Origin of the sequence: Devosia sediminis (genome assembly GCF_016411825.1) — a bacterium.
Classification (GTDB): Bacteria; Pseudomonadota; Alphaproteobacteria; order Rhizobiales; family Devosiaceae; genus Devosia; species Devosia sediminis.
The window spans coordinates 132,812-150,468 of sequence record NZ_JAEKMH010000003.1; the positions used below are offsets into that span (position 1 = coordinate 132,812).

Here is a 17,657-nt window from a genome sequence, read left to right on the forward strand (position 1 = left end):
CACCATATGGGCGGAGGGCGCTTGCGGGCAAGCTCCCGGCAGCGTGCAATTTTACCCGCCCAGGACCACCCGCACGATCAGCGTGACGATCAGGACGAAGGCGGCGCCGAGCACGGCCAGCAGCGTGCCCCGCATCAGCCGGTCGGGCGGCCGGCGCATCATGGCCCGATGCTCGGCCATGGTCAGTTCGGCCTGGGCCAGCAATGTTGGCACGCGGCCGAGAGCCTCGGCCGCCCGGCTCGCATGGCCCACCAGGTCCTCGATGCGGCCCACGGGGCCTTCCTCGCGCCGGATCCACTCGCCCACCACAGGCTCGGCCACGGTCCAGATATCGAGGTTCGGGTCGAGATTGCGCGCCACCCCCTCGACCAGCACCATGCTCTTTTGCAGCAGCACCAGTTCAGGACGGGTCTGCATGTCGAAGAGGTCGGTAATGGTGAAGAGCTGGCCCAGCACCTTGGCCATGGAAATATCGGCCGCGGTGCGCCCGTGCAGCGGCTCGCCGATAGAGCGGATGGCGAGGGTAAAGTCGTCGACCGACTGGCTGGCGGGCACGTAGCCGATATCGAAATGGCGCTGCGCCACGAGGCGATAATTGCGGGTGATGAAGCCGTAGAGAATGTCGGCGAGGAAGCGCCGTTCGAACTTGCCGATGCGACCCATGATGCCGAAATCGACGGCGATCACATCGCCGCTCCGGGGGTCGGCAAAAAGATTGCCCGGATGCATGTCGGCATGGAAATAGCCGTCGCGGATGGCGTGGCGCAAAAAGCTTTGCAGCAGCTTTGCCGCCAGCGCCTTGCGATCGATCCCGGCGGCGTCGATGGCGGCATGGTCGCGGATCGGAATGCCGTCCATCCAGGTCGTGGTCAGCACGTTCTGCGCCACCTGGTCCCAATGCACGTCCGGGATGCGGAAGCCTTCGTCGTTCCGGATATTCTCGGCCATTTCCGAAATGGCGGCGGCCTCGAGACGAAGATCGAGTTCGAGCCGCATGGAATGATCGAGCGTGCGCACCACTTCCGTGGGCCTGAGGCGCCGGCTCGCTGGCGAAAAGGTCTCGGCAAGGCGCGCGCCGGCATAAAGGCTGTCGGTATCGGCGCGGAAGCGTTCGGCGACCCCGGGGCGCAATACCTTGACCGCCACGATCTTGGGCACCTCGCCCGGCGCGCGCAGCTTGGCCTTGTGCACCTGGGCGATGGAGGCCGCGGCGACCGGCTCGCTGATCTCGGTGAGCTGGGCCGCCTTGGGGCCGAGCGCCAGGTCGAGAATGCCGGGAACCAGCGTAGGGTCGAAGGGCGGCATCCGGTCCTGGAGGCCGGACAGGTCGGCCGCCGCCTGCGCGCCGACAATGTCGGGGCGGGTCGCCAGGGTCTGGCCAAATTTCACATAGGACGGTCCGAGCTTGTGCAGGGCCGCGTTGAGCCGCTCGATGCTGCCGGTCTTGCGCACGTCGCGGCGCTCCACCAGCCGCGCCATGGAAATGCCGAAGCGCATCATCGGCGGCAGCGACTCTGCAGGCAGCACCGAAAAGGCGCCCTCGCGCGCCAGCACCCAGCCGGCATGGAAGAGACGGAAGGTCGAGCCGATGGACATCTCTTACCTCTCCCTCTGGGGGAGAGGTCGATCCTTGCGCAGCAAGGAGCGGGTGAGGGGGCCTTGCATCAGGCGACGGGACAAAGGCCCCCTCACCCGGCCCTGCGGGCCGACCTCTCCCCCAGAGGGAGAGGCGTGGCATCGTGCGTCCCGGAAATTCATGGTCAAATCTTCCAGCCCGAAAACAGCGTGGCGATATTGCCGGTAAAGCTCTGGAACTTTGTGCGCTTGAAGCCGGCTTTGCCGAGCATGGCGGTGAATTCCGGCGGGGCCGGGAACTTGCGGATGCTTTCGATGAAATACTGATAGGGCTGGGCGTCGCCGGTGACGACCCGGCCAAGCGGCGGGATCACGGCGTCGGAATAGGTCCGATAGGCGGCGTCGAAGCCGGGCACGTCGACCTGGGAGAATTCGAGCACCAGGATACGGCCGCCGCGCTTGAGGACGCGATGGGCCTCGTCCAGCGCCTTTTGCACGCGTGGCACGTTGCGAATGCCGAAAGCGATCGTATAGGCGTCGAAAGTGTTGTCCGCGAAGGGCAGCTCCTCGGCATTGGCTTCGCGGAACTCGACCTGGCCCGGATAGCGCCAGGATTTTGCACGCTCGGCGCCGACCCGCAGCATGTCGGCATTGATGTCGGAGACCACGACCTCTGCGTAACCGAGCGATGCATTGACGATGCGCTCGCCGATATCGCCGGTGCCCCCCGCCATGTCGAGCACCTTGTAGGGGCGGCTGCCGGCCTTGGGAGGGGCCAGTTCGGCCACCATGGCATCCTTCCAGAGGCGGTGAACCCCCATGCTCATCAGGTCGTTCATGAGGTCATAGCGGTCGGCCACATCGTGGAAGACCTGGTTGACGAGGCCCTGCTTGTCTTCCATGGCGACGGTGCGTTCGCCGAAATGCGTGGTTTCGCTGGACTGGGTCATGAAAGGCCTCATTAGCCGTCGTCAAAGTTCTGGCGCACCATATATAAGGCATGGATGAATGCCCATGGCACAAAGCCGCGCAGGGTGAAGGAGATTGCATGCCCGAACTGCCCGAGGTGGAAACCGTGCGCCGGGGCCTGGCGCCCTGGCTTGAAGGCGCCACCATCGAGAGCGTCACGCTCAACCGCAAGGACCTGCGCTTCCCCTTTCCCGAAGGGCTGAAGGCGGCGCTGGAAGGCCAGCACGTGAGCCATGTGGGGCGGCGGGCAAAATACCTTCTCATGACCCTGGGCAACGGCAAGACGCTGCTGAGCCATCTGGGCATGACCGGCTCCTGGCGTTTTGCCGAGCACGGCATCGACAAGCCGCCGCGCTACTACGAACCGGGCACCGAGCCCAAGCACGACCACATGGTCTGGGCGCTATCGCACCCCACCCACGGCAAGAGCCATCTCATCTATGCCGACCCAAGGCGGTTCGGTTTCATCGATCTCTATGACGACATCGAGGAAAGTCCCTATCTCAAAGGACTGGGGCCCGAACCGCTGGGCAATGAATTTTCCGCCCGGCAGATGGCCGCCGCCTTTGATGGCAAGAAGGCGCCGATCAAGGCGGCACTGCTCGACCAGCGCGTGGTGGCGGGCCTGGGCAATATCTATGTCGCCGAGGCCTTGCACCGGGCGCATATCCTTCCCACCGTGGAAGCGCGAACCCTGGTCACCAAGACGGGAAAGCCCAAGAAGGCACTCGAGGAGCTCGCCTATGGCGTGCGCGAAGTGTTGACCGCGGCCATCGAGGTGGGCGGCTCGACCATCCGCGATTTCCGGAGCACCAGCGGAGAGGGCTATTTCCAGCACAATTTTGCCGTCTACGACCGCGAGGGCGATCCATGCCCGACCCCGCTCTGCACCGGTGTGGTGAAACGGATCGTCCAGTCGGGCCGCTCGACCTTTTATTGCCCGGTGTGCCAGAAGCGGCATTAGTCACCACGAACACCGTGCCCCCTCGGGCTTGACCCGAGGGCCTGCCGCGACGATCCCATGGGTGGCGAGTTGTCCTCGGGTCAGGCCCGAGGACGGCATCGGGTGAATGAACAGAACTGGGGCCGACACTGCAGACTTGGTCCTGAATCCAGTTGACGACCCCCGCTCAATCTCCTATAGACCCCCCGACTTGGCGGCAGCGTGCCGCCGCTTTCATTTCATCCCGGCAGGTTGCGGCGTCAAATGGCGCGGTTTCTGCCGGTTGGACGACCCAAGAGGACCGAAATGGCCAATACGCCGTCAGCCAAGAAGGCGACCCGCAAGATTGCTGCCCGCACCGCGATCAACAAGTCGCGTCGTAGCCGCGTGCGCACCTTCATCCGCAAGGTCGAGGAAGCGATCACCTCCGGTGATCACGCCGCTGCCTTCGCCGCCCTCAAGGCTGCCGAGCCCGAGATCCACCGCGCTGCCGGGAAGGGCATTGTCCATGCCAACCTGGCCTCGCGCAAGGTGTCGCGCCTCAACAGCCGCGTGAAGGCCCTGGCCGTCTGATTTCGGACGGTTCCGGCGCTTCCTTTCGAGCTGCCGTCGCATTACAATCTGGGCTCCGTCAGGAGCCCTTTTTGTTGTATGGTAGCCGGGCAGGTTTTTTCGTCGTCCCAATGTCATATGTTAATTCCATGACAATTCCGCACTCCCTGGAACGAAGGGTGAAGGCGGGATTTTTATGAGTTATGACAAAGAGTTGAGCGGGCCGTTCTGCGCGTGAAACCGCCCGTCTTTGTTGTTCCTCAAACCTGCTCAGAAATAAATTTTTAAGTCTTCGGCGCGAGCTAAGTGTTGGAATCTGCGTTGAGTCACAGGCCCTTGCCGGAGGGTGGATTTCGGCGGCGGACAACCCCGAAAAACGCGGTTCCGAGTCAAGACCCTTTTTCAACGATTCACGTCTTGCTGCTCCAATTTCTGGCCTCTAAGGTGATCTGGCTGACGGGGAAAAAGAGGGGTGGAACGACCCTCCCGAACCGTCGGTCGACCTCCGAAGCGGAGGTTGGGTTTGGGGCAGTTCCGGCAGTCCTGCCGGAGATTTCAGCCAAGTATTTTGGGTTCGGTTGCTCTTGCGGCAACCAGTCAATTTGAGTTGGCAGCGTTCATTCGCCCGTCGGCCGGGGTCGTCGGGTTCAAGTGACAGGTCAAGTAGGAAACGGTGGCGTCAGTCACCGGGCAGGATGAGTGCGTCCCGTGCGAACGGGCGGGGGTAAAGCCGTGTCCACAAACAACCGGGCCATCAGGGACCCGGAAGGACACAACAAACAAGAACAGGGCTACCGGCTTTGCGGGCCGGGCAGCAGCAAACATGGGGCTAGACACGATGATGCAGGCGACCGCGGGACGGGATGATTGGGCCAGTGCCAATTCTCCATCCCCCACTTCTTCCACCAAAGGCGGCACCCCTGTCATGACCAGTTCCGAACTCGCTTCTCCCGATCATCGCGATCTCTGGGTGCGGGTACGCGCCCGTCTCAAGGCGGCGGTCGGCGAGGACGTCTTCACTTCCTGGTTCGCCCGCCTCGAGCTCGAGGAAATCGTCGACGATCTGGTCCACCTCTCCGCCCCGACGCGCTTCCTGTGCTCCTGGGTGCAGTCGAACTATGCCGACCGCATCGTCGAAGCCTTCCGCAATGACATTCCCGAGGCGGCCCGGCTGCAGGTGACCATGCGCGTCAACGGCCAGGCCCGCCCGCGCCTCGCGCCGGTGGCCGAAGTTGCCGCCGAAGCGCCCGCCGCCCAGCAGGCGGCGCCTGCACCGGCAGCCGTGGCCGCAGCAACGCCGCGCCTCTTGCGCGATACGGCCAAGAGCGGCGACGCCCTCAATGGCAGCGCCATCGATCCGCGCATGACCTTCGAGACCTTTGTCGCCGGCTCGGCCAATGAGATGGCCTTCGGCGTCGCCAAGCAGATTGCCAGCGCCGCCATCAACAATGCCGTGACCTTCAACCCGGTCTATATCCATTCGACCGTGGGCCTCGGCAAATCCCACCTGCTCAACGGCATCGCCCATGCGGTGAGCCAGGCGGACCCGTCCAAGAACATCGTCTATCTGACGGCCGACCACTTCATGTACCATTTCATCACCGCCGTGCAGCGCCAGAGCGCGCTCGGCTTCAAGGAATGGCTGCGCCGGGTCGACCTCCTTTTGATCGACGACATGCAGTTCCTCCAGGGCAAGTCCGCCACCGAATTCGGCCACACCCTGGGCACCCTGCTGACCGGGGCTAAGCAGGTCGTGGTGGCCGGCGACGCCCCGCCGCGCGATCTCGAAATGCTCGACGAGCGCGTCCGCTCGCGGCTCTCGGGCGGTCTTGTCGTGCCGATCACCTCCTTTGACCAGGACCTGCGCCGCGACATCGTGCAGCGCCGTGCCGACCAGGCCAGCGCCCGCTTCGGCCTCCACTTCCCCGGCCCGGTGGTCGATTACATCGCCCGCTCGGTGATCAGCCATGGCCGCGATCTCGATGGCGCCGTCAATCGCCTCGTCGCCGCCTATCAGCTGACCGGCGAACTGGTCACCGTGCCCCTGGCCGAAAAGACTCTGGCCGATCTGATCCGGGCCCGCGACGCCAAGCGCGTCCGCATCGAGGACATCCTCAAGGTCGTCTCGCGCCACTACAAGGTGCCGCGCAACGAACTGCTCTCGGCTCGCCGTTCGCGCGATGTGGTGCGCCCGCGCCAGATCGCCATGTATCTGGCCAAGGCTCTGACCTCGCGCTCGCTGCCCGAAATCGGCCGGCGCTTCGGTGGCCGCGACCACACCACCGTCCTCCACTCGGTCCGCAAGGTCGAGCAAATGATCAAGGACGACCTGGAGCTGGGCCAGGAAATCGAACTCCTGAAGCGCATGCTGGAGGAATAGTCAGCGGCCGCGCTGCGCGCGGTCAAATCGGTCCGGTGGACCGATTTGAGCTGACTATGCCCGAAGCGCTATGCGCGCAGGGCCAGTTGGCCGCGCTGCGCGCGGTCAAAACCCTCCGGTGGAGCGAATTTAGGACATCACGGAGACCTATGTTCGAAGGGCACGAAGCCTCGATTTCCTGACCGGCTGCGCATTGTGGCGCCTCACTCCCGCCGCTCGGCCCGCTTCCTGAACTGCTTGTCGGTATGCCGGCCGGCATAGGCCTCGTCGAGTTCGTTGATGATGGCCTCGCCATCCTGCTTGGCCACGCGCTTCAGGATTTCGTCGATCTTGGCTTCCATGCGGTCGTCGCCCTCTTTCGATTGCGGCGAGCCGACATGGAGCAGGATGGCGAGGCCGCCGACCTGCCAGAGCAGTTGCAGGAATTCGGACTGCCAGTTTTCCAGCGTGTCGCGCATCATTTCGATCACATACGGCCCGGCCTCCGCGGCCTGGCCATGGCTGGCCTGTTCCTGGGCGAAGGCGAACCAGCCGAAAAGCCAGTGGCCAATGATGGAAATGAGGAAAAAGCCCAGCGTCACCCAGGCATAGCTATATCGGCTCCAGATCGAGTGTCCCGGCATGTTCGCCTCCTCGTGTTGCCGGGGCGAACGGCGGGCCGCCGATCTGGTTGCAAGCCAGACGCGACTGACCTGTGCGGAACCGCAAAGGTGCCTTAATCTGACCCGATCCGCCCGGCAGAGACTGCGCATGGTTCGCTTCGCACTTTTTGTTCTTCCGTTGTTTTTCCCGGTCGCCTCCGCTGCTGCCGGACAGGCGCCCACGCCTGCCGACCTGGCCCAGCAGAACCTGGCCATCGCCGTCTCTGTGCAGGAGCAGTTGCTGGCCTGCTGGAGCCTGCCGCCGGGCTACGAGGACAAGCGCATTTCGGTGGGCCTCGCCTTTTTCGGCGACGGCACGCTCGATGGCGAGCCCTATGTCGAACTCGACAGCGTGCGCACGGCTGGCCAGTATCCGGTCTTCATGCAATCCATCGCCGCGGCCATTGCCGCCTGCCTGCCCTTCGAGGGTCTCGGAGATCTGGGCGCGGGGAGCGGCGAACGCTTCGACATCACCGTACATTTCCAGAGCTGAAGTCCACAGCTTGGGTGCGACGAGAAGCCCTGTCGGCCTTGCCAATTCCTTATGAAACTGTAAACGTCCCAACCCCGGCGGCTGCCGGATTTGCTGTGCGTAAGCCCCAGGAAGAACGGTCCATGAAAGTCACGCTCGAACGCAATCATCTGCTCAAGTCGCTGAGCCATGTGCATCGGGTGGTTGAACGCCGCAACACCTATCCCATCCTGGCCAACGTGCTGTTCAAGGCGAGCGACGACCGTATCGAATTGCGCGCCACCGACCTCGATATCGAGGTGACCGAAAGCGTGCCGGCCATGGTCTCGACCCCGGGCACCACCACGGTACCGGCCCACACGCTTTACGAAATCGTCCGCAAGCTCAGCGACGGCGCCGAAGTGCGCCTCGAGACCGATGGCGGCGAGAACATGGTCCTCACCTCCGGCCGCTCGCGCTTCAACCTCGCCTGTCTCTCCCCCGAAAGCTTCCCTGATCTCAAGTCCGGCGCTTTCGCGCATGAATTCGACATTGCTGCCGCCTCGCTCCGCGAGCTGATCGAGCGCACCCAGTTCGCCATCTCCAACGAGGAGACGCGCTACTATCTCAACGGCATCTATTTCCACTCCGTCGAGAATTCGCAGTCCGGGTCGCTGTTCCGCGCCGTCGCCACCGACGGCCACCGCATGGCGCGGGCCGAGATCGCCGCGCCCAATGGCGCCGCCGGCATGAGCGGCATTATCGTGCCGAAAAAGACCGTGGGCGAAGTCCAGAAGCTGCTCGATGGCGTCGATGGCGACGTCCATGTGGAAGTCAGCGACACCAAGATCCGCTTCACCGTGGGCCCGGTCGTGCTGCTCTCGAAACTGATCGAAGGCACCTTCCCCGATTATGACCGGGTGACGCCCAAGAACAACGACAAGCAGATGCTGGTCGACAAAGCCGGCTTTGCTATCGCCGTCGATCGCGTCTCGACCATTGCCTCGGATCGCGGCGGCAAGGCAGTCAAGCTCTCGGCCAAGGATGGCCTGCTCGAGCTCTCGGTGACCAACCCCGACCACGGCACCGCCAGCGAAGAAGTGGCGGTCGACTTCGACACCGACGGCTTCGAGATCGGCTTCAACGCCCGATATCTGCTCGACATCATCACCCAGATCCGCTCGGAAAGCGCCGTTTTCCTCTTCAACGACGCCAATTCCCCGACCCTGGTGAAGGAAGAGGGCGAGGCCAACGCGCTCTATGTGCTGATGCCGATGCGGGTGTAGGAGCGAGCAAAGATGCTCGCCTTCCCTTCTCCCCTTGAGGGAGAAGGTGCCCCGAAGGGGCGGATGAGGGGTCTGCGCATCCCTCGTGATCAACATATGTGTGGGCGGGACCCCTCACCTGTCTCGCGCTGCGCGCGATCCACCCTCTCCCTCAAGGGGAGAGGGGAAGAAGGGGCGAAATGATCCGCCACATCTCCCGCCTCCGCCTCACCGCCTTTCGCAACTATACCTCCGCCGCGCTCGATCTCGACGAACGCCACGTCGTGCTGACCGGGCCCAATGGCTCGGGCAAGACCAACCTGCTCGAAGCCGTGTCGGTGCTCTCGCCGGGACGGGGGCTGCGCGGCGCCAGTTTCGATACGCTGCAATCGCAAGGCTCCGATCTGCCCTGGGCGGTTGCCGCCACCGTCGAGACTGATGACGGGCCCGCTGATATCGGCACCGGCGCCTTGCCCGATGGCGGGCGGCGGGTCCGCATCAATGGCGCCAATGCCCGCTCCATCGAGGCCATGAGCGACTATCTGCGCGTGCTCTGGCTGACCCCGGCCATGGATGGCCTGTTCTCCGGGCCGGCGGGCGAGCGGCGGCGCTTTCTCGACCGGCTGGTAACGACGCTTATTCCCAGCCATTCCTCGGCGGTCTCGGACTATGACAAGGCCATGCGGCAGCGCAACAAGCTGCTCGAAGAGGGGGGCGATGCGCGCTGGCTCTCCGCCATCGAGGCGCAGATGGCCGAGTTCGGCGCCTCGATCCACCTCAACCGCACCGATAGTTTGCAGCATCTCCAGGCGCTGATCGCCGAAAGCCTCGACGATGGCAGTTTCCCGGCGGCCATGCTGTCGCTGACCCCGCTGTTCGAGGATGGGGCCGAGGCGACCACCTCGGCGGAGCTCGAAACGCTGCTGGCCCGGCGCTGGCACGATGCGCGCGGGCTTGATCGCGCCGCCGGACGCACCATATCTGGACCACACCGCGTCGACCTCGACGTGCTGCATGCGCAAAAAGCTATGCCGGCGGCCCTGGGCTCGACCGGCGAGCAGAAGGCGCTGCTGATCGGCCTCATCCTCGCCCATGCGCGCCTCGTGCGGCTGCGGACCGGCATAGTGCCTTTCCTGCTGCTCGACGAGATTGCCGCCCATCTCGACCCCGACCGGCGACGGGCGCTGTTTGCGGCGCTGGATGGGCTCGAGACGCAGTGTTTCCTGACCGGCACCGACATGGTGCTGTTTGAAGCACTGGAAGACCGGGCCCAGCGGATCGGCGTGCGGGATGGGCGGCTGAGCGGCCTCCGTTAGTGGCGCGGCAAATCGTTGAATACTGCAACGTCATCCCCGCGAAAGCGGGGACCTCTGTTGGTGTTGTGGCCTCCAAACAGAGGTTCCCGCCTTCGCGGGAATGACACCGCGTTTCTGAAAGCCTTATGCCCAGCAAAAGCCACGGAAACCGGCAAAATCCTTGGGGTTAAAGCCCCATTCCGCTAGAACATTCGTCACGTGAAATCGACTGATTCGGACCCCATGAGCGACAGCGAAAATCCGACCCCGAACGAGTATGGCGCCGACAGTATCAAGGTGCTCAAGGGCCTCGATGCCGTGCGCAAGCGCCCGGGCATGTATATCGGGGATACCGACGACGGTTCGGGCCTGCATCACATGGTCTACGAAGTCGTCGACAACGCCATCGACGAGGCCCTGGCGGGCCATGCCGACCTCGTGACGGTGACGCTCAACGCCGATGGCTCCTGTTCGGTCAACGACAATGGCCGCGGCATTCCCACCGGCATCCATGCCTCCGAAGGCGTGTCGGCCGCCGAGGTCATCATGACCCAGCTCCATGCCGGCGGTAAATTCGACCAGAATTCCTATAAGGTGTCCGGTGGCCTCCATGGCGTCGGCGTCTCTGTCGTGAACGCCCTTTCGGTGTTTCTGAAGCTCAACATCCGCCGCGACGGGCAGATCCATGAGATGAGCTTCACCCATGGCGTCGCCGACGCGCCGTTGAAGGTCGTGGGCGAATACAAGGAAGACAAGAAGCCCGGCACCTATGAAGGCCGCTCGGGCTCGGAAATCACCTTCCTGCCCAGCTCCGAAACCTTCACCATGGTGGAGTTCGACTTCAAGACGCTCGAACACCGTCTGCGCGAACTGGCCTTCCTCAATTCCGGCGTGCGCATCCATCTGCGCGACCACCGCCATCCCGAGCCGGTGGAAGTCGAATTGTTCTACGAAGGCGGCCTCGAAGCCTTTGTGAAGTATCTCGACAAGTCCAAGGCGCCTGTCATCGAGACCCCGATCGTCATGCGCTCGGAAAAGGACGGCATCACCGTCGAGGTGGCGCTGCAGTGGAACGACAGCTACCACGAGAATGTCCTCTGCTTCACCAACAACATCCCGCAGCGCGATGGCGGCACGCATCTGGCTGGTCTGCGCGGCGCGCTGACGCGCCAGGTGACGGGCTATGCGACGTCTTCGGGCATCGCCAAGAAGGAAAAGGTCGAGCTGTCGGGTGACGACACCCGCGAGGGCCTGACCTGCGTGCTTTCGGTCAAGGTGCCGGATCCGAAATTCAGTTCGCAGACCAAGGACAAGCTGGTCTCATCAGAAGTCCGCCCGGTGGTCGAGAACATCGTCAACGAAAAGCTTGGCCAGTGGTTCGAGGAACACCCCAACGAGGCCAAGACCATCGTCGGCAAGGTGGTTGAAGCCGCTGCGGCCCGCGAGGCGGCCCGCAAGGCGCGCGAACTCACCCGCCGCAAGGGTGCGCTCGAAATATCCTCGCTGCCCGGCAAGCTCGCCGACTGCCAGGAACGCGATCCGGCCAAGTCCGAAATCTTCATCGTCGAGGGCGACTCGGCCGGTGGTTCCGCCAAGCAGGGCCGCGACCGATCCAACCAGGCCGTGCTGCCGCTGCGCGGCAAGATCCTCAATGTCGAGCGTGCGCGATTTGACCGCATGATTTCGTCCGACCAGGTCGGCACGCTGATCACGGCGCTGGGCACCGGCATCGGCCGCGAGGAATTCAACGCCGACAAGCTGCGCTACCACAAGATCATCATCATGACCGACGCCGACGTGGACGGCGCCCATATCCGCACGCTCCTGCTGACCTTCTTCTACCGGCAGACGCGCGAACTGATCGAGCGCGGGCATATCTACATCGCCCAGCCGCCGCTCTACAAAGCCACCCGCGGCCGCTCCGAACTCTATCTCAAGGACGAGCGGGCGCTGGAGGACTACCTGCTCGAGGGCGGCCTTGAAGACGCGGTGTTCAAGACCCGCGACGGCGCCGAACATGCGGGGGCGGACCTCATGTCCATCCTGCAGCAGTCGCGAGACATCGTGAACGCCATCAACAATCTCAACCTGCGCTACAACCGCAATCTGGTGGAGCAGGCGGCGATCGTAGGCGGGCTCGATGCCGAGGGCATGTCCGATCCGGCCAGGTCGGAAGAAACGCTGAAGCGCGTTGCCAACCGCCTCGATCGCATTTCCGACGAGCTGGAGCGCGGCTGGACGGGCACCGTAAACGACGAGGATGCCCTCGCCTTCTCGCGCACCGTGCGCGGCGTGACCGAGACGCATTATATCGACCGCGCCCTGCTCCAGTCCGCCGATGCCCGCAAGCTCCGGCAGTTGGCCGGGCGGCTCGACGAACTCTTCGGCGGCGTGCCGACCTTTACCCGCAAGGGCGAGACGATCCCGGTCTTCGGGCCGGCAAGCCTCTTCAAGGCCGTCACCGATGCCGGCCGCAAGGGCGTGTCGCTGCAGCGCTATAAAGGCCTTGGCGAAATGAATGCCGAGCAGCTCTGGGAAACCACGCTCGATCCCAATGCCCGCACCCTGCTGCGCGTCGAGATGGGCCAGACCGACGAAGCCGACGAAATCTTCACCGCCCTCATGGGCGACCTCGTCGAACCGCGCCGCGACTTCATCCAGGACAATGCGCTGAACGTCAGCAACCTCGACGTCTAGAGGCTCGAATGACGGCGTCGGTCCCATCCCACCCTCCCCCTTGAGGGGAGGGTAGTGAAGCTTGGCCCGTGAGGGCCTTAGCGTAGCTGGGGAGGGGGTCCTGCGGCTCAAACGTGCGGACCGGCAAGCCTCCGACACCCCCACCCTAGCTCTGCTACGGCCGTGCCGGCCTAGCGCCGCTACCCTCCCCTCAAGGGGGAGGGTAAGAAGAAGCCGATGGCTTCCTGGCATTGATGACGGCGGTAACGGGCAATACGCGGGAAGTTACTCCGCCGCCAGCGCCAGCATTTCGTCGAAGCGTTCCTTGGCCTTGCCGGGGAAGCGGGCTTCGGCGATGGCGTCGAGATTGGCCGGCGCTTCGCCAACGACGATGAGGCCCACCATGCCCATGCCGAGGTGCGGGGCGCATTTATAGGCATAGGCGCCTTCCACGTCGAAGGTCACCGAAATGGTCTCGCCCAGCTTGCCCTTGAAGGCGGTGGCGCCTTCGGGGATCAGGTCCTTGATGCTCTCGGCATTGTGGCCCGGATCGGTGGCGACAAAAGTGACCGTGTCGCCGGCGGCGATTTCGAGATAGGCCGGCTCGAACACCATGCGGCCGGTGTCGCCCGAATTGAGCATTTTGACCTCATGCTCGGCGGCAAGGGCCGAAACCGACGCAAGCAGCGAGAGGGAAGCGGCCAGGATGGCGGCGCGGATAGTCATGATTGTCTCCTCAAATATGGATATGTGTCAGGCCGGCTGATGCTGGGCCGCAATGCTGGGGACGAGCCGCAGGGCGACGCCACGCGCCACCAGCAGGTCGGTAGTCACCTCCGAAGGGTTCTCGCCCACCAGCGTCACGCGCAGCCCGCCCATGCTCGGCCATTCAATGGGGATGCGATTGAAATTGAGCGGCAGGGCCGCATCCACGGCGATCACCTCGGCCACCTTTTCCGGCCAAGTCATGGCTGTGAGCAGCGCCATGGTGCCGCCCTCGCCGGCGCCGATCAGCGTCACCTTGTCGCCACCGCCGGCGGCATCGAGCAGCAGGTGCTCGAGATGGAAAAGGCTGTCGCCGAGGCTCGTGAGTTCGGCCCGCTCGCGCGGCCCCACATACCAGTAATAGCCCTGGACCTTGCCCACTCCGCCCACCGTCTGCAGGCGCGGCGCCTGCACGGCAAGGATGCTGGCGCTGGCGGGTGCCAGAGTGCGGCCGAGGGTGCGGGCATCGTCCAGGTCGCCATAGCGGTCGTGGAGAACCAGGCAGGGCTGTCCACCGGGCTGGCCCAGCCGGGCCGTGTGCAACATGCTGCGGGTCAAGGGCTCTTCCTCGGTGAAGGGGAGGGAGGGCGCGAACGCCCTCCCGGAACGACAGGTCAGGCCTGTGCCGCGGCGTGTTCGCCGGCCATGTAGCCGAAGGTAACGCCGAGGCCCAGCGTGCCCCCGCCGCCCAGATAGCTCTTGCCCGAGGGCGAGGCGGCGGCATTGCCGGCCACATAGAGGCCGGGGATCGGCTGGTCGTGGATATCGACCACCTGGCCGTTTTCGTTGAAGACCGGACCGCCCTTGGTGTCGAGCGCGCCCGCGCCCAGCAGCACGGCGTAATAGGGGCCAGTGTCAGAGATCGGCGCCATATAGGGATTGGGATAATCGCGCTTGTTTTCCGCCGAGTGGAAGAAGGCGTCGGCCGGGGCCTCGCCGCGGTGGAAATCGGTATCCTTGCCGGTTTCGGCAAAGCCGTTATAGCGCGCGATGGTTTCCTTGAGGTTGGCGAGGAAATCCGGATCGAGCTTGTAGGTGCCGATGCGGTCGGCCAGGGCATCAAAGCGCGCCTGCACCTTTTCGGCCAGCTCTTCGAGCGTTTCGGCCACGGTGGTCGTCGCCGAAACGTCGGTGTCGAGCGTCGGCACCAGCATGCCGCCAAATTCGCGCGCGGCATGGTCGAAGATGAAGATCTGGTAGAGGTTGGGATAGGAACCGGTCCACTGGTCATAGACCTGGTGGGAGCGGGCGCGCTCGGGATAGACGTATTTTTCGTCATACATGCGCTTGCCGAAGCGGTTGACGGCAATCGAGCTGTCGCCGCCAAGGAAGAAGACGCCGCTGGCAACGCTGGAGAATTCCAGCACTTCCTCGAGCACGACCTGCTGGTTCCAGGCCTCGTTGAGATTGCCGAATTTCGCGCCCACTTCGCTGGCCATGAGAATGAGGTCGCCCTCGTTGGCCGGCACGGCGCAACCGCCCATGATCGGGGTCCTGAGGTAATTGGCGCGCATTTCCGGGTTCTGGGTAAAGCCGCCCGAACCGAAGATCACGCCCTTCAAAGCGCGGAAGCGCTTGGCGCCTTCGGGCGTCTCGGCTTCGACACCGATGACGCGGCCGGTCTCGTCGCGCAGGATCCGGGTGACCCGGTGTTCGGTCAGGATGGTGGCGCCGCGTTCTTCCACATAGGCCTGCATATGCATGATCATGTGGAAGCCGAAGCCTTCATTGCCGTCTTCGTCGCGCGGCGAAGTCTGGCGGCCGCGAATGGCTCCGTTTTCCTCGATCTGGCCGTGGTAGTCGGCGCCGGGCTGGTTGTCCCAGGACATGGCCATGGTGGTCGGGTGGGCGCCGGTCTGGTCGAGCTTTTCGAAGACGCGCGCGGCGTTGTCGTAGAAGGTTTCGAGGAGCTTCAGATTATTCGGCATCAGCCCATAGGTCGGGCTCTGGTCGTTGTAGAGTTCGGGGAAGGAGACGCGGGCGCAATAGCGCAGGAAGGTGTCGCGGTCGTCCTTGAGGCCGGCGGCCTGCATGTGGTGGCTGTTGGGCACCCAGGAGCCGCCGCCCGATTTGCTGGTCGTGCCGCCGATGAAGTCGGCCTTTTCGAGGATCAAAACGCTGGCGCCATTGTCGATGGCGCCGCAGGCGCCGGCCAGGGCCGCGCCGCCCGATCCCACGGCGATGACGTCCACTTCGGCGTCCCAGTTTTCTTCCTGCGCCTGGGCCGCGCCCAATGTGGTCGCGCCGATGGCCGTGCTGGCGGCGCCTAGGCCGGCTGCCTTGATGAAATTGCGGCGCGAAACGCGCGAGGTTTCGGAAGTCATGTTCCCCTCCAGATCGGCAGCTCTTGCAGCGGCTGCAATTTTTGTAGGCTAGCATACATGTTTGCGCTGCATCAAGTTTGTAGCCTGCGATACAATTTACCATGGATGCATCGCGCATCGCGGGGTGCTAGGTAGCGGCCGCAGACGGAGAATGCCCATGGCCCAGCCGATCCAGTCGAATGGAGATCCCCAACTGGCCGACACCGAGACCGGATCGCGCGTGGACCATGGCCAGCTCTTCACCACCATCCATGACCTGTCGCGGCTGATCTCGGTCTATTTCGACGCCAAGATGGCCCGGCACCAGCTCACCCATTCGCAATGGTGGGCGCTGATGTATATTTCCGAGCACGAGGGGGCGACCCAGATCGAACTGGCCGCCTATATGCAGATGGGCAGGGCTTCGGCAGGCAAGCTGTTCGAGCGGCTCGAAGCCAAGAACTGGATCGAGCGCCGGCCTGACGACAAGGACGGGCGCGTGCGCCGGATCTTCCTCAAGCAGGACGCCATCGGCATTCTCGAGATCATGCGCGACGAAGGCACCAATCTATTCACCGATTTTTTGAAGGGCATCGGCCCCGAGGAGGAAGCCGCGGTGCTGGCGGGCCTCCTCAAGATCCGCGCCAATGCCGAGGGCCGCTGAACCTGCCTCGGGCGGGCCGAACACCATCGCGTCAACGCGGTGCTTGTGATCGGCACAAGGGGAACAGGCCCATCGGCCAGCCGTTGGGTCATACCTGAGCAATCCGACCGAGGAGCCCGACTTGTCCCCCGAACCCATCACCATCTTTACCGAGGATAGCGGCGGCACTGGCCGCCCGGTCATCCTCATTCACGGCTGGCCGCTCTCGGGTGCTGCCTGGGAAAAGCAGGTCCCCGCCCTCACCGCGGCCGGCTACCGCGTCATCACCTATGATCGGCGCGGCTTCGGCCGGTCCGATAAGCCGGAGTCGGGCTTTGACTACGATACGCTGGCGGACGATCTCGCCGGGCTGATCGATGATCGCGATCTCCGCGACATCACCCTTGTTGGCTTCTCCATGGGCGGTGGCGAAGTGGCCCGCTATATCGGCAAGTTCGGGGAGGACCGGCTGCACTCGGTGGTGTTTGCAGCGGCTGTTCCGCCCTTTCTCATGCAGGGGCCCGATAATCCCGACGGGCCGCTCACCGAGGAGAAGGCCAAGGAAATGGAGGAGGGCCTCAAGGCGAACCGGGAAATGTTCTTCGACCAGTTCACCAAGGACTTCTTTTCCGCCAATGGCGAACTCATGGTCACCGAGCAGGAGCGCCAGGACGCCATTGCCCTTTGCCTCCAGTCCGACCAGACGGCCGCCCTGGGCTGCATGAAAGCCTTCGGTACCACCGATTTCCGCAACGATCTCAAGAAGGTCACCGTGCCGACCCTCATCATTCATGGCACGGCCGATGGCATTGTGCCCATCGAAGGATCAGGCCAGCGCACCCATGATGCCATTGCCGGCAGCACGCTGGTCGAAGTGGACGGCGCGCCCCACGGCTTCAATGTGAGCCATGCCGACCGCTTCAACAGCGCGTTGATCGCCTTTCTCGGTCGCTGACGAAAAGGCCCTTCGAGAGAAGGGCCTTTTTCATGGGGGTCAGTGCTTGAGGTGCTTTTCGACGGCGTCGCGAGAATTGCCCGCTTTTTTCACCGCATCCTTGACCGCGCCGGCGCTCGTGCCGGTCTTTTCGGCCTCGTAGCGCACTTCGTAATCCTGACCGGCGGCGACCTTTGCGCGGTCCTGCGCACGGCCACGGTCACTCTGGTTGGAATTTGACATCTGCTCACTCCTTTCGGGTTTC

General features: G+C 63.9%; 16 protein-coding genes. 9 read left to right on the forward strand and 7 right to left on the reverse strand.

All coding sequences use genetic code 11. The annotated features are described in order from the left end of the window. Nucleotides 1–51: 51 nt before the first annotated feature. Both ubiB and ubiE read right to left on the reverse strand, forming a co-directional pair. Complete coding sequence (ubiB, locus tag JEQ47_RS13745; RefSeq protein ID WP_198877011.1) at nucleotides 52–1,596, reverse strand: 2-polyprenylphenol 6-hydroxylase; 1,545 nt, start codon at nucleotides 1,594–1,596, stop codon at nucleotides 52–54. A 164-nt stretch (nucleotides 1,597–1,760) separates the two neighbouring features. Further along, nucleotides 1,761–2,537: a bifunctional demethylmenaquinone methyltransferase/2-methoxy-6-polyprenyl-1,4-benzoquinol methylase UbiE gene (gene ubiE / locus JEQ47_RS13750; RefSeq protein WP_198877012.1), complete on the reverse strand. Its 777-nt coding sequence runs from the start codon at nucleotides 2,535–2,537 to the stop codon at nucleotides 1,761–1,763. Nucleotides 2,538–2,623: 86 nt separating this feature from the next. On the opposite strand from ubiE, the gene mutM reads away from it, so the two are divergent. From mutM to dnaA, 3 genes are all read left to right on the forward strand, one after another. Continuing rightward, nucleotides 2,624–3,508 (forward strand): bifunctional DNA-formamidopyrimidine glycosylase/DNA-(apurinic or apyrimidinic site) lyase, encoded by an 885-nt coding sequence (gene mutM, locus JEQ47_RS13755; protein WP_198877013.1) that lies wholly within the window; start codon nucleotides 2,624–2,626, stop codon nucleotides 3,506–3,508. Nucleotides 3,509–3,793: 285 nt separating this feature from the next. Continuing rightward, nucleotides 3,794–4,060 carry a 30S ribosomal protein S20 gene (gene rpsT / locus JEQ47_RS13760; RefSeq protein ID WP_198877014.1) on the forward strand — a complete coding sequence of 89 codons (267 nt, stop codon included), beginning with the start codon at nucleotides 3,794–3,796 and terminating at the stop codon, nucleotides 4,058–4,060. Nucleotides 4,061–4,964: 904 nt separating this feature from the next. Next, entirely contained in the window at nucleotides 4,965–6,419 is a 1,455-nt protein-coding gene (dnaA, locus tag JEQ47_RS13765; RefSeq protein WP_198877015.1) for a chromosomal replication initiator protein DnaA, read from the forward strand. A gap of 203 nt (nucleotides 6,420–6,622) precedes the next feature. Here the strand turns inward: dnaA and JEQ47_RS13770 are convergent, their stop codons facing one another. Continuing rightward, nucleotides 6,623–7,042 carry a DUF6766 family protein gene (locus JEQ47_RS13770; RefSeq protein WP_198877016.1) on the reverse strand — a complete coding sequence of 140 codons (420 nt, stop codon included), beginning with the start codon at nucleotides 7,040–7,042 and terminating at the stop codon, nucleotides 6,623–6,625. A 127-nt stretch (nucleotides 7,043–7,169) separates the two neighbouring features. Here JEQ47_RS13770 and JEQ47_RS13775 point away from each other — a divergent pair, with 127 nt between their 5' ends. From JEQ47_RS13775 to gyrB, 4 genes are all read left to right on the forward strand, one after another. Further along, on the forward strand, nucleotides 7,170–7,553 hold the full coding sequence (locus JEQ47_RS13775; protein WP_198877017.1) for a UCP034077 family protein: 384 nt from the start codon (nucleotides 7,170–7,172) through the stop codon (nucleotides 7,551–7,553). A gap of 122 nt (nucleotides 7,554–7,675) precedes the next feature. After that, complete coding sequence (gene dnaN / locus JEQ47_RS13780) at nucleotides 7,676–8,797, forward strand: DNA polymerase III subunit beta (protein WP_198877018.1); 1,122 nt, start codon at nucleotides 7,676–7,678, stop codon at nucleotides 8,795–8,797. A gap of 179 nt (nucleotides 8,798–8,976) precedes the next feature. Continuing rightward, nucleotides 8,977–10,092, forward strand: a complete 1,116-nt coding sequence (gene recF / locus JEQ47_RS13785) for a DNA replication/repair protein RecF (RefSeq protein ID WP_198877019.1) — start codon at nucleotides 8,977–8,979, stop codon at nucleotides 10,090–10,092. 222 nt (nucleotides 10,093–10,314) lie between these two features. Then, nucleotides 10,315–12,768 carry a DNA topoisomerase (ATP-hydrolyzing) subunit B gene (gene gyrB, locus JEQ47_RS13790; protein ID WP_198877020.1) on the forward strand — a complete coding sequence of 818 codons (2,454 nt, stop codon included), beginning with the start codon at nucleotides 10,315–10,317 and terminating at the stop codon, nucleotides 12,766–12,768. Between the two features lie 264 nt (nucleotides 12,769–13,032). On the opposite strand, the gene JEQ47_RS13795 is transcribed toward gyrB, so the two are convergent. Genes JEQ47_RS13795 through JEQ47_RS13805 form a run of 3 tightly spaced genes read right to left on the reverse strand, consistent with a single transcriptional unit; the run spans nucleotide 13,033 to nucleotide 15,836 of the window. After that, nucleotides 13,033–13,473 carry a pseudoazurin gene (locus JEQ47_RS13795; protein WP_198877021.1) on the reverse strand — a complete coding sequence of 147 codons (441 nt, stop codon included), beginning with the start codon at nucleotides 13,471–13,473 and terminating at the stop codon, nucleotides 13,033–13,035. A 27-nt stretch (nucleotides 13,474–13,500) separates the two neighbouring features. Continuing rightward, entirely contained in the window at nucleotides 13,501–14,070 is a 570-nt protein-coding gene (locus JEQ47_RS13800) for an alpha/beta hydrolase (RefSeq protein WP_198877022.1), read from the reverse strand. Between the two features lie 56 nt (nucleotides 14,071–14,126). After that, on the reverse strand, nucleotides 14,127–15,836 hold the full coding sequence (locus JEQ47_RS13805) for an FAD-binding protein (protein WP_198877023.1): 1,710 nt from the start codon (nucleotides 15,834–15,836) through the stop codon (nucleotides 14,127–14,129). 157 nt (nucleotides 15,837–15,993) lie between these two features. Between JEQ47_RS13805 and JEQ47_RS13810 the strand changes: the two genes are divergently transcribed. Continuing rightward, a complete protein-coding gene (locus JEQ47_RS13810) occupies nucleotides 15,994–16,479 on the forward strand; it encodes a MarR family winged helix-turn-helix transcriptional regulator (RefSeq protein WP_198877024.1) in 486 nt (161 codons plus the stop codon). Nucleotides 16,480–16,600: 121 nt separating this feature from the next. Beyond that, complete coding sequence (locus tag JEQ47_RS13815; RefSeq protein WP_198877025.1) at nucleotides 16,601–17,413, forward strand: alpha/beta fold hydrolase; 813 nt, start codon at nucleotides 16,601–16,603, stop codon at nucleotides 17,411–17,413. Nucleotides 17,414–17,452: 39 nt separating this feature from the next. On the opposite strand, the gene JEQ47_RS13820 is transcribed toward JEQ47_RS13815, so the two are convergent. Beyond that, the gene (locus JEQ47_RS13820; RefSeq protein WP_198877026.1) at nucleotides 17,453–17,635 is read right to left on the reverse strand and encodes a DUF3606 domain-containing protein; all 183 of its coding nucleotides are present in this window, start codon (nucleotides 17,633–17,635) and stop codon (nucleotides 17,453–17,455) included. Nucleotides 17,636–17,657: the final 22 nt, after the last annotated feature.

Excerpts from the sequence above, each read along its gene's own strand:
- ubiB (WP_198877011.1), bottom strand. The coding sequence starts at position 1,596 with ATGTCCATCGGCTCGACCTTCCGTCTCTTCCATGCCGGCTGGGTGCTG.
- ubiE (WP_198877012.1), bottom strand. The coding sequence starts at position 2,537 with ATGAGGCCTTTCATGACCCAGTCCAGCGAAACCACGCATTTCGGCGAA.
- mutM (WP_198877013.1), top strand. The coding sequence starts at position 2,624 with ATGCCCGAACTGCCCGAGGTGGAAACCGTGCGCCGGGGCCTGGCGCCC.
- rpsT (WP_198877014.1), top strand. The coding sequence starts at position 3,794 with ATGGCCAATACGCCGTCAGCCAAGAAGGCGACCCGCAAGATTGCTGCC.
- dnaA (WP_198877015.1), top strand. The coding sequence starts at position 4,965 with ATGACCAGTTCCGAACTCGCTTCTCCCGATCATCGCGATCTCTGGGTG.
- JEQ47_RS13770 (WP_198877016.1), bottom strand. The coding sequence starts at position 7,042 with ATGCCGGGACACTCGATCTGGAGCCGATATAGCTATGCCTGGGTGACG.
- JEQ47_RS13775 (WP_198877017.1), top strand. The coding sequence starts at position 7,170 with ATGGTTCGCTTCGCACTTTTTGTTCTTCCGTTGTTTTTCCCGGTCGCC.
- dnaN (WP_198877018.1), top strand. The coding sequence starts at position 7,676 with ATGAAAGTCACGCTCGAACGCAATCATCTGCTCAAGTCGCTGAGCCAT.
- recF (WP_198877019.1), top strand. The coding sequence starts at position 8,977 with ATGATCCGCCACATCTCCCGCCTCCGCCTCACCGCCTTTCGCAACTAT.
- gyrB (WP_198877020.1), top strand. The coding sequence starts at position 10,315 with ATGAGCGACAGCGAAAATCCGACCCCGAACGAGTATGGCGCCGACAGT.
- JEQ47_RS13795 (WP_198877021.1), bottom strand. The coding sequence starts at position 13,473 with ATGACTATCCGCGCCGCCATCCTGGCCGCTTCCCTCTCGCTGCTTGCG.
- JEQ47_RS13805 (WP_198877023.1), bottom strand. The coding sequence starts at position 15,836 with ATGACTTCCGAAACCTCGCGCGTTTCGCGCCGCAATTTCATCAAGGCA.
- JEQ47_RS13810 (WP_198877024.1), top strand. The coding sequence starts at position 15,994 with ATGGCCCAGCCGATCCAGTCGAATGGAGATCCCCAACTGGCCGACACC.
- JEQ47_RS13820 (WP_198877026.1), bottom strand. The coding sequence starts at position 17,635 with ATGTCAAATTCCAACCAGAGTGACCGTGGCCGTGCGCAGGACCGCGCA.